This window comes from Pseudomonas sp. W2I6, from assembly GCF_030815935.1.
GTDB lineage: Bacteria > Pseudomonadota > Gammaproteobacteria > Pseudomonadales > Pseudomonadaceae > Aquipseudomonas.
In genome coordinates, this window is record NZ_JAUSXJ010000001.1 from 5,345,011 (window position 1) to 5,357,448 (window position 12,438).

A 12,438-nucleotide genomic window follows, 5' to 3' on the forward strand; every position below is an offset into this window, starting at 1 on the left:
TCTCCATTCATCCAGCGCAGCAGGACAATTGCTTTACGTCCTTGGTGAAAGTCTGCGCCGCGAGCTTCAGGCCCTCGACCATGGTTAGGTAGGGGAACAACTGGTCGGCCAGCTCCTGCACGGTCATGCGGTTGCGAATAGCCAGCACCGCCGTCTGAATCAGCTCGCCCGCTTCCGGGGCCACCGCCTGCACGCCGAGCAACCGACCAGAACCCGCTTCGGCGACCAGCTTGATGAACCCTCGCGTGTCGAAGTTGGCCAGCGCACGCGGCACGTTGTCCAGGCTCAGCGTGCGACTGTCGGTTTCGAGGCCTGCGCGCTGTGCTTCCGCTTCGCTGTAACCGACGGTGGCCACCTGCGGATCGGTGAACACCACCGCCGGCATGGCATCGAGATTAAGCGTAGCTTCGCCGCCGGTCATGTTGATCGCCGCACGGGTGCCAGCCGCCGCCGCGACGTAGACGAACTGCGGCTGGTTGGTGCAGTCGCCGGCTGCATAGATATCCACTGCGCTACTGCGCATGCCCTGATCGATCTGAATGGCGCCGCGTTCATCCAACAGTACACCCGCCGCTTCCAGGTTCAGGCTTTGGGTGTTGGGCGTGCGGCCGGTGGCGACGAACAGTTGGTCGGCGCGCAGTTCACCGTGGTTGGTGGTCAGTACGAATTCGCCGTTGGCGTGGGTCACCTGACTGGCTTGTGTCTGCTCAAGCACGTCGATGCCCTCCATGCGGAAGGCTGCGGTCAGCGCCTCGCCGATGGCCGGATCTTCGCGGAAGAACAGCGAGTTGCGCGCCAGGATGGTGACGCGGCTACCCAGCCGGGCAAAGGCTTGCGCCAGCTCCAAGGCCACCACGGATGAGCCGATCACGGCGAGCCGTTGCGGAATACTGGCGCTGGCCAGTGCCTCCTCCGAGGTCCAATAGGGGGTGTCTTGCAGCCCGCGAATCGGCGGCACGGCCGCACCGGCGCCGGTAGCGATCAGGCAGCGGTCGAACGCGACTTCGCGCCCGCCCCCCTCGACCAGTTCGACGCTGAGCGTGTGGCCGTCCTGGAAGCGAGCGGTGCCACGCAGCACGGTGATGGCTGGTGTGCTCTCCAGAATGCCTTCGTACTTGGCGTGACGCAGTTCGTCGACAAGGCCTTGCTGTTGCGCGAGCAGCCGCTCGCGCAGGACGGTCGGCGGCGTGGCGGGCATTCCGTCATCGAACGGACTCTCGCGGCGCAAATGAGCCACATGCGCGGCGCGAATCATGATTTTCGACGGCACGCAGCCGACGTTGACGCAAGTGCCGCCGATGGTGCCGCGCTCGATCAGAGTGACGCGGGCGCCGGCTTCCACCGCCTTCAAGGCGGCCGCCATTGCCGCACCGCCGCTGCCTATGACTGCAATGTGTAGCGCGTCGCCGTTTTTGCCGACCTCGGTGTCGCTGCGCAACCAGCCCAGCGCCTTATCGAGCTGGCCGGGGCGCGGTTGTAGCGAGGCGACTTCGAACGACGCTTGATACCCAAGGGCCTCGACGGCGGCTTGCATTTGTTCACGGCTGACAGCCGCGTCGGCCGTCATTTCGGCCTTCCCACCGGCGTAGGAGACGTCCGCCCGGTGCACGCCGGAGATTCCCTCCAGAGCATCTCTGACGCGGTCGGCACAGGAGGCGCAGGTCATACCGTGGATTCGCAGTGTGGTCATAGCGTTTACTTCCTCAAATGGGTCTCTTTGCGGCATTACTGTTTTGGCTGTGGTGGGCAGGCACCCGGGGCGCAACGGGGGTGGGCGGGCGACACGAGATCCCAGATCGAGCCCCCAAGCATGAGGGCCAGACCGATATAGAGCAGCCAACCGCTCCGCCAGCCATAAGCCCGCATCAAAAACACCGCAGCCAAGACCAGGACAGGGCCTATCAGGCCGAGTGCAGTTCGCTGCCACTGCCGATGTTTGAGCCAGCCAAGGGAATTGACGAGCAGCGCCAGGGCCGCAAACAAGGGCAGTAGCGTGGTGATGAACAGGCCTTCCCACTGGCTCAAAAAGCCCAGACCGATTGCAGCGCCTAAGCTAGCCAGAGCAGGAAAACACGCGGCGCAGCCTAGGGCTGAAACCAGCACACCGACGGAACTGGCTTTGTCACCGATCCGCGTGAACAGATTGAGAGGATTTCTCATTGGTATTTCCTCCTATTGCTTGATGGTAGATGGATAGCCGGCATCCTCGGTCGCCTTGGTCAGGGCCTCGGAGTTGGTCTTGGCATCGTCGAAGGTCACGATGGCTTCGCGTTTCTCGAAACTCACCTCGGTCTTGGTCACGCCCTCGACCTGGGTCAGCGCTTTCTTGACCGTGATCGGACAGGCGGCGCAGGTCATGCCCGGTACCGACAGGGTGACGGTTTGGATGGCGGCCCACACCGGGGAAACCACGGCAATGAGCGCGAGAGCGGCAAACAGCTTTTTCATGGGAGACTCCTGCCTGATCAGTAAAACAACGGGAGGATGTAGGGGAAACCGAGCGCGACCAGCACGAGTGCCATCACGAGCCAGAAAATGAACTTGTAGGTAGTTCGTACCTGCGGAATTGCGCAGGTCTCACCGGGTTTGCAGGCTTGAGCCGGGCGGAAAATGCGCCGGTAAGCGAAGAACAGCGCCAACAATGCCGCGCCGATGAAAAACGGGCGGTAGGGCTCCAGAACGGTGAGATTACCGATCCAGGCGCCGCTGAAGCCCAGGGCAATTAGCACCAGCGGGCCCAGGCAGCAGGTGGACGCAAGGATCGCCGCCAGACCTCCAGCGAGGAGTGCACCACGGCCCTTTTGTGATTCAGACATGGGTTCAACCTTTCGAATGTTTGATCGATGGGTTAAGGTTATTTCCGTAGTCAGGTACGGAGTCAAGCGGTATGAAAAACACTGCGGAAAGCCTGACCATTGGCGTCTTTGCCAAGGCAGCCGGGGTTAACGTGGAAACCATTCGGTTCTATCAACGCAAAGGGCTGTTGCCCGAACCGGACAAGCCCTACGGCAGCATTCGTCGCTACGGCGAGGCGGATATTGCACGGGTGAAATTCGTGAAGTCCGCACAACGGCTGGGCTTCAGCCTCGATGAAGTGGCCGGACTGTTGCGGCTCGATGACGGTACGCACTGCAATGATGCGCGTGTGCACGCCGAGCAGAAGCTCGAAGACGTGCGGGGGAAACTTGCGGATCTGCGGCGGATCGAGTTGGTCCTGGCGCAGTTGGTTGATGACTGTTGCGCGAGCCACGGGACGGTTAGCTGCCCGCTGATCGATTCGCTGCATGGAATAGATAGCCACGAAAACTTCGCGCCTTAGCCTACGATTTCCCGTTTCATTGCCCCCCTGTTTGTCGGCTTGAACAGGAAAAGAGCGGCGCTCAATGAGCCCCGTTGACTGGCCAAACCTACGGTCTGCTTTTAGCCACGCTCTTACCCTACAGAGCCGAGAGTCCTGATCACTTCGAATGCAAATGATTGGTCAGTTGCAACGCAAATGGGTGGTCAAGTGGGGTGCAATTTCGCAGTTTTTGAGTGTGAGCGCGTCAATCAGCGGTTAAAGGGGATTAAGGTCTGAGATGCAAGGCGGTGTAGTTCGGACGCTTACCAATCAGCCATACAACCCCAGGGACGCTCGCCGCCGGGATGGATATACCAACAGTTTCTTCAATCCACAAAAAAAGGCGCCACTAGGGCGCCTAAGCCGTCTCCAAACCAAAGGAGAAACAAGGAGACGGGGTGTATCGGGGATACCGGACAGTTGATGCCGATGGCTAATGCCCGTTAAAGGAGTTGCAGTGGATATTCAACAATCAGTCTGACCTCGTCCAAATCAGATTCGAAATCGGTAGCTCGTGTCGTTGCTTGGCGGACACGTAAAGACATGTCCTTCAGTGAGCCTGACTGGATGACATACTTAGCCTCGATGTCTCGCTCCCAACGCTTTTGGTCCTGCAATGGGGCACCGTCCGCTCCGCGACGCATGTACACGCTGTTTGCGTTGGAATAGTCCGCATCCCAACCCTTAGCGTAGCGGGTCATGAAGCTCAGACCGGGGATGCCGAAAGCCTGCATATCTAGATCGTAGCGCAGCTGCAAGGATTGCTCTTTCGGTGAGTTGAAATCGCTGTACTGAATGGAGTTATCCAAAAAAATTGAGTCGGACTGGCGAAGGTAGTCAAAGTCGTCGTTACCATTATTGCGCTGGTAACCAACGGTCACGGCGTGCGCTCCGAATTTGACCCCGGTCTTGCCGCTCCAGATCTTGTTATCGAAGCTTCCCAGAAGTTTTTCACCCTCATCAACCGCTCGGTAGTAATTAAAGCCGCCAATTAGCGATACGCTTTCTGAGAGTGGATAGCTCAATGTGGTGCCCGCGTAGTATTGGTTCCACACATCCTTGAATTGGCTGGTGTAAAGACTCACACCTACGTGTTCATTGACCGTGTAATCGCCCCCTAGATAAGCGATCCATGGAGCATCTACTACACCGGCGTAAAAAGTTGAAAAGCCGTCACGCATGCTACTGGAATTGGGTTGGCTCATCGCATGCAGCCGGCCCCCCTGAAGGGTCAGGCCTTTGATGCTGGTATTAGTGAACGTTGCACCCCGGAAACTCTCCGGGAGAAGTCGGGAATCCCCATAGGCAACGACAGGCGTCGATGGAAATACGTCGCCTACCTTGACGACTGTATCCAGGAAACGCACTTTTGCGGCCCCGCCTACTTTTGAGTAGGAGTCTTCAGGTTGGCCTTTGCTATTGTGCGGCAAGACATCGACTGAGCTACGGGCTCCCGAGCGACCATCACCTGAATCGAGCTTGAGGCCTTCCATTGCAAACGCATCAATGCCGAAGCCTACGGTACCTTGAGTAAAGCCTGATTCGAATCGGCCAATGATGCCATGAGCCCATTCGGCTGAGTAACCATTGCCCGTGGGGCTTGATTGACCCTTTCGATAATCACGATTGAGATAGAGATTCCGATTGAGAATACTAAAGGTGCTCCCCTCAATGAACCCTTCAGGCTTTTGCTCCACAGCTACTGCAACTTGCCCCATGCTCATGCCAAGGGAAATGAGAGAAAGACCATAAATGCTTTTATTGTTCATTTAACACTCCAGGCTTTAGCTTGGCAGAGTTTCTTTATGAAATATTTTTTATAATTATAAAAGCCACCAGCACGTGAGGATTTCTCCTACGTGCCGGCAGACATAATTTCATACAATAGATAACTCCAGCGTGACCTGAAAATTACTTCTGTGTCAGCGAACAGCAAGCAGGCTCAAAACATACCGAACAACCTTGCGCAGTCAGGGCTAACGCTAATTAACTTCCGTGAGGGCAGTTAGTACCCATAACCTTGTATTCCAAGGTGTTGAGCTTGCCCGCCGAATCTTCATAGGTCATGCGCGAAGGGGCTACGCCACAGGTTTTATTGGCTTGAGTGGTACTGATTACCTTCTGGACATCGAGGTTCATTCCGTATTCATAATGAACAACTTCAGGTGTCGCCTTTCCGTTTTCTAAGGCGTACTGCTCCATCGCCTTCTGGTTCTCTTGCATCATTCGACCATAAACACGGTCACCACCTCCTTCAGCCATGGCCAAAGAAGACATGGTCAAGATGGAAGCGGCAAAAACAACTTTTAATAATTTCATGATTTTCTCCTAGTGCTCACTTACTTCTGACTAGAGGATAACCAGTGATGCCTTTCAGGAAGCTGCCGCGAATATTACATATCTGTAAGGCCTCTCGTAGAGCTCGTGAGTTCAACTATTTAAAGTTTAGCTTTATTGGCAGAGCACGCTGAATGCATCATACGACCATCAGAAATCAACTCGTATCCCACCTGGAGCATCTAGAGATTTTTTATAAAAATGCATATCTTCCTATTATGAAAAGCGGCTTTGACCGCTACAGGCGGATGAATCGTTTGGGCGTAGCTAAATGAGACTACGAACGTGTCACAAAAGCCTCATGGGCTGCGGAAATTAGGCACTACGTAGAGCACCGAAAACGCAATCGGCAGGATGGTCTTTAACAGCAATACGGTCTCGGAGGATAGGTTTTTATCTTATCCTTAACGTCATCGAAGATGACATTGAAGCTGTGCAGCAGGCGCTCCGTTTGCAACATTTGATCGTGAAGGATCTCAAGCAGGACAGCACAAACTACTGCCTGCCCAAGGATAAAGATAAAGCCTTCGAATCTTGAGGTTGTTTTCTCCAGCACGACCAAACCCGCTGACGATATCGGCAGGGCGAGCATTTTGCCGTTGATGTCGCCCGAAGCTTCAATAGAAGTGATTTTTCGTTATGTCGTGGGGCGGTGGCGAGACTCGTCCGACTGGCGTACTGTGGACCATCGGCGGCGATGGGGCCAAGAAGGGTCGCCTCATAAACTTGGCTTGAACTCTTGCTGTGTGGATAGCCAGTTAACTGCGTACTCACTGCGTCGTCAATTTGAGCCGACCAAGTGCCATCTCTAATCCAACCCACACGAATTCGTCGCTCTCAAATACCCAAAGCTTCCAAATTCCTATTTCTTACTGCGCTCAAGACAGCCATCCGGTCTTCTGTACCTGAATCCATATCAGGTACGGTGCCATGCTCCAGATCCTTACCCACATTAGCGAAACGCGGCGCTGGCTGTTTTCACTGCTACTGTTCTTGTCAACTGCGTCCCACGCGGAGACGTGGGTCATTACAAACCGAGCACATCCAGTATCCGCACCTTCTGGCGCTCGCGTCATCTTCCTGGATGATCAGCAGCGCCTTGAAGAACAACTTTCCAACCAACTACCCGCCGATCCACGCCAGGCAGAAGCGGCCATTCAACGCTACCTTGTCAGCCCTGCAGGGAAGCATCTGCAAAACGAGTTGGCCCAAGCCCAGCAGGGCGTCATAGACGCCTGGAGCCTGCGAGTCGAAAAACTCCCAGCCGTGGTCGTAGATCGTCGCTACGTCGTGTACGGCGAGCCTGACGCAGCTAAAGCCGTCGCGTTGATTGAACGAGCACGGAGCCTGTCACGATGAGACGCTCACGTTTTGCGATCCGGCCTTTGTCGCTGGCTATCACTTTCAGCCTGTCATTCAGTGCATCGGCTGCGATCAACTCGGCAGCGATTATTGCCTCGACCCTGTCACCAACCTGCCTGGAGTACAAAGTGGTCGGCATCTGCTATTGGCTGCTCTGCACGCCATTCGGATGCAAAGTCAAAACCTCGACCAAGGTTCGTCACTACGTACCGGACGCTGTGGTGTCTGCATATGCGAATACCGGGATGAACCCTTGGATAGAGATGTCACCTCTTGGCACCCCGAATCCGATGGCCCAAGCGGGCAACGACGGCACTACCAATCACGTTGCAGAGAACAACATCATCAAATTTAAGGAAGCCGATGTCATCGGCCATCCAGGTGGTGCGGTGTTGAGTCAGTTTGCCAGCGCCTCGGGCTATGTATGCAAAGGCGCAACCTTACCGCTTGTGCCTTACTTTCTGAGCACCCTTGACCCCATTGCTTGGCGATACGGCGTCCCGGAATCCGTATACCCCGAAGCACTCATTCCGGGCATGCGCGAAGTCGGTAGCCTGCTCTCAGCAAGCAGCTGGGGGAACGTCTACCCGCGTAGCGGCTTCCTTAACCAGACTGACGACTACAAAACGGGCGCAGTTATTGCGCAGCGTGCCGGCGACGTGGTTACCCGCCCAGGCCAGGTCCATGTCTACTTGCCGATGCTCGCCCTTCCCTACCCCGGTTACTGGCCCGCAGGGCCGCTACGCGAAGGTGACGCCTCCACTGGTAAGTGGCAAGAGCTCACCCCAGTCCTCAACCCGACTTGCGCAACCTTTCCCACCATCGATCCGAACATCGATGCGCAGGATGGCGGCTACGCCTGGGCACTCTGGCGCCCTTATTCGTGTTGCCAGCGTCGAGGACAGACCTTCCTCGGCAGTACGGACTTCCAATGAAACAGCGATCGGAGCAAAGCATGAAACTCACTACCTTGGCGATAGGGCTCGCCTGCAGCCTCAGCAGTGCAATAGCGCTCTCTGCTGATCCAATCAACGTCTCCTCCTCCGGAAGCGTCATTGGGGACAACGTGCTGTATAGCATTGGCGGCGGCAACGCAGTCACCATGGGGAGCGCAGGCAACATGGATAGTATTTCTGTGGGAGGCGGTTGGAATACCAATCTAATCTGCGGAAACATGAGCCTGAGCACAACCCTTGAAAACCAATTGAATGGTGCCACTTCCGGCTTCAAAAACATCATGAGCTCGGTGGTACAGAGCGCCACCAGCGCCGTGGCTTCGCTGCCGGCACTGATTCTTCAACGTGCGAACCCGGCGCTATACAACCTCATCACCAACGGCATTTTGCAGGCCCGCCTGGACTTCGACCGCTCCAAAGGCACCTGCCGCGCCATTGGCGAAAAGATGGCGGATATCGCCGGTAACCAAATGGGCTGGGGCAAGCTTGCTGAAGGTCAGGCTATGAGTCAGGCGCTAACATCCAACACAGACGCAGTGTCGGCGGTGGAACAAGTCGAAAAGAAAGGTGGAAACGATGGCGTCACTTGGGTTGGTGGTGATAGAGCAGGTGGTTCCGGTCAGAAGCCAATTCGTATCGTAGGCGACGTCACCAAGGCGGGCTACAACCTTCTGAACAAGCGCGCGGCCGGCGACACCGCATCCATCAGTAAAGCGAACTGCAACAACGGCATGGTGTGCAATGTCTGGTCATCGCCCCAGGAAGCCACCACCTTTGCCAATCGTGTCCTGGGTGAACAACAACAGCAGACCTGTGACAGTTGCCCTAAAACGGTGACAGCCGCAGGCGTCGGCCTCACGCCGCTGATCCAGGAAACGTACGACACCAAGCTGAAGGCCCTGCAGGAACTGCTGAGCGGAAGCAAAACGCTGTCGCTAGAAAACCTGGAAGCAGCGAGCAGCAACTCGTTACCCATCACCCGAGGCGTTGTAGCAGCACTCAAGGATGAGCGCGACCAGGACGTACTCGCTCGCCGGCTTGCCTCCGAAGTCGCGTTGTCCGATGTGTTGGAGAAAGCTCTGACCCTACAGCGCACCTTGATGGCAGGCAGTCGGGAACCGAACGTCGCGGCTAATGACCTCGCCGTCCAGGCAGTCGGCCAGCAGAGCTCCTCGCTGCAACAGGAGATCGGCAACCTCAAAATGGAACTGGACATGCGTCAGCAGCTCGCGAAGAACTCGCCTCTGACCATCATTGAACGCAGCAAAGCACGGGCAGAAGACTCTCGTGGCGTGTCCCCGGGAGCCCCAGAAACGAATCGATTGGACCAGTTGCAGTCACCCGCCCAGAACAAACAGTGAGAAAGGCCATGACCGAAATACAGGAGCCTGTCGCCGCTCCCAACCGTTCGCTGGTTCGACGAACCGGGAGGAGCATTCTGCTTGTTCTGGGTGTTTTGCTCGCGACTGCCGCCCTCGTAGTCCTACTCAGCGCTGTCCTGATGAACATGTTCGACAGCGCCGAGCAATGGCAAGCCTGGCGCACCGACCACTATTGGCCGCTCTTTACCTGGCGCCTAATGCTTTATATCGCACTGACCGTTGCCTGGTTCAAATTCAAGGTACGGTTATCGAACTCAGAACGCTCGAAACGGCGCAAAGGCCTGTTGAAGATCGAGATAATGGTGATCTTATTATTTCTGATGGTTGAACTGAGCAAGGTGCTGTATCAGGCAGGGGGTGTTCTGTGACGCTCTACACCAATGACTATTTAGAGTACTACCTGACGTTGGTCGGTTGGATCATCAACAATGGTATCTGGGCGATGATTTCAGATACCGGTCTATTCGCCCTCCCCTTCTGCATCATCGTTATTCGAGAGTGGCTGAAAGTCCGTGGTGAGGGGGCCGATGAGGGCAACAAAGGCGTTCTCTCACTGGCACGTATCGAAACCAATATCTACGTTGGCTACATCGTAGTCGCATTCTTCGCTGTACCAGCCGTCAATGTGAGTTTTGATACCTTGGCATTTGACCAGAGTAGAGCTCAGCAATGTCAATACAACTTACCTAAACCCACAGACACAGGCTGGAACACAACATTCAGCTCACTGGCAGGAAAGAGTGCCCAGATGCCCATGTGGTGGGCATTAATGCATGCATTATCAAAGGGATTAACCAATGGCGCTGTAGCAGCAATTCCCTGCGGGACTGATTTACGGCAAGTACGCATGGAAGTTAGCAACACCAAGATCAACAACCCGCTATTGGCTCAGGAAATTGGCGACTTTACGCACGATTGCTATGGACCCTCCCGTGCCAGATTATTCATGCGCCAACCCGAATTGGGAGCGCAAGGGAATGACCCTCGTTTTGCGCAGGAACTCAGCTGGATTGGTTCGCACTATTTATTGAACACCTCGGGTTATTACGACACGGACTACTCCAAAACTCCAAGGGCATCATGGCCCTATAACGCATCTCGTGATGTGGGTTTACCACAAGTGGGTGGAGGTGGGGGCTATCCAACTTGCAAACAATGGTGGTCAGATAGCGGAGTGGGACTGCGGGACCGTATCAAGGCTCAAGTGTCGCCGGACCTCATGACCAAAATGCTCGGCTGGGCAAAGTGGTTGTCCCCGGACGAAGTCACTGACTCGCTTGTCCGGCAACTGGTCTCGCCGTCGAACCAGGTGAAAGGGGATGTTTATACGGACTACGGGGGACAAATCGACGGAACTGTGTGGAATGGTGCAGCCCGGGCAGCGGGGACTCTCGGGGTTGCATTAGGATCTATGGCCTATTTTCCAGCGATGGACATGGTTCGCCAGGCGCTACCGATGGTCATGGCGTTCTTGAAAATGGCGATGGTGATTTGCATTCCCTTGGTGCTAATCGTCGGGGCTTACCAACTAAAAGTGGCCATGACTATGTCCGTTGTTTTTTTCGCTCTGATATTCGTGGACTTTTGGTTTCAACTGGCTAGATGGGTCGATACCACGATATTGGACGCTTTATATGGAGCCGGTTCTCCGCATTTATCATTTGATCCTGTGATGGGTTTGAACACTGCCACCCAGGACGCAATCTTAAACTTCGTGATGGGCTCGATGTTCATCATCCTGCCAGTGTTTTGGATGGGCGCGCTGGGATGGGCAGGGGTGAGCGCAGGAAAAGCATTGGAAGGCCTTACCAGCGGAACAAAAGATGTTCAAAAGGCAGGTCAGGAAGGGGTGAATACTGTCAAACGTAGCGTTATGTAACGTAAGGGTCTCATATCATTGATATGAGACCCTTAATCATCGTCGTCTACACGTTGACCAGCAACATAGTACCCATAGCCATCGGGGCCATAGCATTGACCATACTCTATCTGGTTTCTGCGAGGCGTAGGTCTGTGATTCAACGCCCAGAGCCCTCCACCCAAAACCAAGGTAAATACTGCAACGCTGATAATCCCGCTGAAAATGTCTGCAGAAAAATATAGGAGTACGGCAGCCACAACCAGACGCTTGACCCAACGCAGGGTACGGTTCTGACTGCACCAAACGAGGCGCGCAGCCTGACCCAGGCCATAGCCTAAGCGACTTGCTACTCCCTGAGAGGTCTGTGCGGTCATGGTGCGTCTCCTTCTTACCCGGTCTAGGGGCGATTTGACATTACTTATAATACCGATTTTTCTATGCTGCAAGATCATGAGACAAACGGCCTTTGCCTTCAGCACCAGATGCCCCCCTTTCACAACAAAAATGGCCCAAAAGGTAAAAGGTTTTGTAGAAGCGAATGGAATGGTTCACAAGGGTAAAAGCCTTACCCGAAAGGGCCGCTTTCAGCGGGAAAAAGGTCCAATCTCATCAACGCATCTCGCGAGTCGAATAAACTTCAACTAACTCGTCTTCTGTAAAATTACTAAGCAAAGAAAAGTATTCAGCTCTGGACTCAACCGTCAACGGTTGGATAGAACCTAAATTAATAAGAGTTGAAACAGCCTCGTCAGGAGTCATTTCGCTAGTAAGTGGGGCTCTCTGCCCAGAGTAATAAACCTTGTCAGACGCAATAGCTACATCCAGCAGTTCACGTACTTCACCATAACGAGCGGAACGCGCAGCGGTTAGAAACACTCCATCAAAAATGACCAAGACGCTATCAACGTGAGGAATAATATATTTAGCTAAGGCGACAACCAGAGGAAGGTTGTTGTCCCACCTTGCTTCCTCATCATCAAGATCATTCCCTACACTAGCAAAAAGAATGATCTCATCACACTTATTGTCACGTATCAAATCACAAAGTGCCCAAACATTATCTGAGGTTGATTTCGTAGCGTAGCGAAGTGAAACCATCATTTTTTCCTCACATAGTCGATCTGCGGCCCCGTGCCCTTAGACCGAAACGACGATAATTCTGCATTCCTTTCTCCGTCACCACCATAGAAAGATGGCTCT

At 54.7% G+C, this 12,438-nt stretch carries 14 protein-coding genes; 6 read left to right on the forward strand and 8 right to left on the reverse strand.

The features are described from left to right. Positions 1–7 precede the first annotated feature (7 nt). From merA to merT, 4 genes are read right to left on the reverse strand one after another with little or no spacing between them, the layout of a single operon-like run. Positions 8–1,690, reverse strand: coding sequence for a mercury(II) reductase (gene merA, locus QF039_RS24710; RefSeq protein WP_003425044.1), 1,683 nt, complete (start codon positions 1,688–1,690; stop codon positions 8–10). Positions 1,691–1,725: 35 nt separating this feature from the next. Beyond that, a complete protein-coding gene (gene merC, locus QF039_RS24715) occupies positions 1,726–2,160 on the reverse strand; it encodes an organomercurial transporter MerC (protein WP_003425046.1) in 435 nt (144 codons plus the stop codon). A 12-nt stretch (positions 2,161–2,172) separates the two neighbouring features. Then, entirely contained in the window at positions 2,173–2,448 is a 276-nt protein-coding gene (gene merP / locus QF039_RS24720) for a mercury resistance system periplasmic binding protein MerP (RefSeq protein ID WP_003425048.1), read from the reverse strand. Between the two features lie 17 nt (positions 2,449–2,465). Continuing rightward, positions 2,466–2,816 carry a mercuric ion transporter MerT gene (gene merT, locus QF039_RS24725; RefSeq protein ID WP_003425049.1) on the reverse strand — a complete coding sequence of 117 codons (351 nt, stop codon included), beginning with the start codon at positions 2,814–2,816 and terminating at the stop codon, positions 2,466–2,468. A gap of 71 nt (positions 2,817–2,887) precedes the next feature. On the opposite strand from merT, the gene merR reads away from it, so the two are divergent. Beyond that, entirely contained in the window at positions 2,888–3,319 is a 432-nt protein-coding gene (merR, locus tag QF039_RS24730) for an Hg(II)-responsive transcriptional regulator (RefSeq protein ID WP_003425050.1), read from the forward strand. Between the two features lie 464 nt (positions 3,320–3,783). Here the strand turns inward: merR and QF039_RS24735 are convergent, their stop codons facing one another. Both QF039_RS24735 and QF039_RS24740 read right to left on the reverse strand, forming a co-directional pair. Then, positions 3,784–5,109: an OprD family porin gene (locus QF039_RS24735; protein ID WP_008432871.1), complete on the reverse strand. Its 1,326-nt coding sequence runs from the start codon at positions 5,107–5,109 to the stop codon at positions 3,784–3,786. Positions 5,110–5,326: 217 nt separating this feature from the next. Beyond that, positions 5,327–5,659 (reverse strand): DUF2790 domain-containing protein, encoded by a 333-nt coding sequence (locus QF039_RS24740; RefSeq protein WP_008432869.1) that lies wholly within the window; start codon positions 5,657–5,659, stop codon positions 5,327–5,329. Between the two features lie 948 nt (positions 5,660–6,607). On the opposite strand from QF039_RS24740, the gene QF039_RS24745 reads away from it, so the two are divergent. Genes QF039_RS24745 through QF039_RS24765 form a run of 5 tightly spaced genes read left to right on the forward strand, consistent with a single transcriptional unit; the run spans position 6,608 to position 11,256 of the window. Beyond that, a complete protein-coding gene (locus tag QF039_RS24745) occupies positions 6,608–7,036 on the forward strand; it encodes a TIGR03757 family integrating conjugative element protein (protein WP_008432865.1) in 429 nt (142 codons plus the stop codon). Beyond that, positions 7,033–7,974 (forward strand): TIGR03756 family integrating conjugative element protein, encoded by a 942-nt coding sequence (locus QF039_RS24750; protein ID WP_307521185.1) that lies wholly within the window; start codon positions 7,033–7,035, stop codon positions 7,972–7,974. The genes QF039_RS24745 and QF039_RS24750 overlap by 4 nt, the downstream gene beginning before the upstream one ends. A 20-nt stretch (positions 7,975–7,994) precedes the next feature. Continuing rightward, on the forward strand, positions 7,995–9,356 hold the full coding sequence (locus QF039_RS24755; RefSeq protein WP_024073345.1) for an integrating conjugative element protein: 1,362 nt from the start codon (positions 7,995–7,997) through the stop codon (positions 9,354–9,356). Between the two features lie 8 nt (positions 9,357–9,364). Then, positions 9,365–9,745, forward strand: a complete 381-nt coding sequence (locus tag QF039_RS24760) for a hypothetical protein (RefSeq protein ID WP_008432858.1) — start codon at positions 9,365–9,367, stop codon at positions 9,743–9,745. Continuing rightward, entirely contained in the window at positions 9,742–11,256 is a 1,515-nt protein-coding gene (locus QF039_RS24765; protein ID WP_008432856.1) for a conjugal transfer protein TraG N-terminal domain-containing protein, read from the forward strand. The genes QF039_RS24760 and QF039_RS24765 overlap by 4 nt, the downstream gene beginning before the upstream one ends. A gap of 32 nt (positions 11,257–11,288) precedes the next feature. Here the strand turns inward: QF039_RS24765 and QF039_RS24770 are convergent, their stop codons facing one another. Next, positions 11,289–11,612 (reverse strand): hypothetical protein, encoded by a 324-nt coding sequence (locus tag QF039_RS24770; RefSeq protein WP_008432855.1) that lies wholly within the window; start codon positions 11,610–11,612, stop codon positions 11,289–11,291. A 235-nt stretch (positions 11,613–11,847) separates the two neighbouring features. Next, positions 11,848–12,336: a hypothetical protein gene (locus QF039_RS24775; RefSeq protein ID WP_019821334.1), complete on the reverse strand. Its 489-nt coding sequence runs from the start codon at positions 12,334–12,336 to the stop codon at positions 11,848–11,850. Positions 12,337–12,438 lie beyond the last annotated feature (102 nt).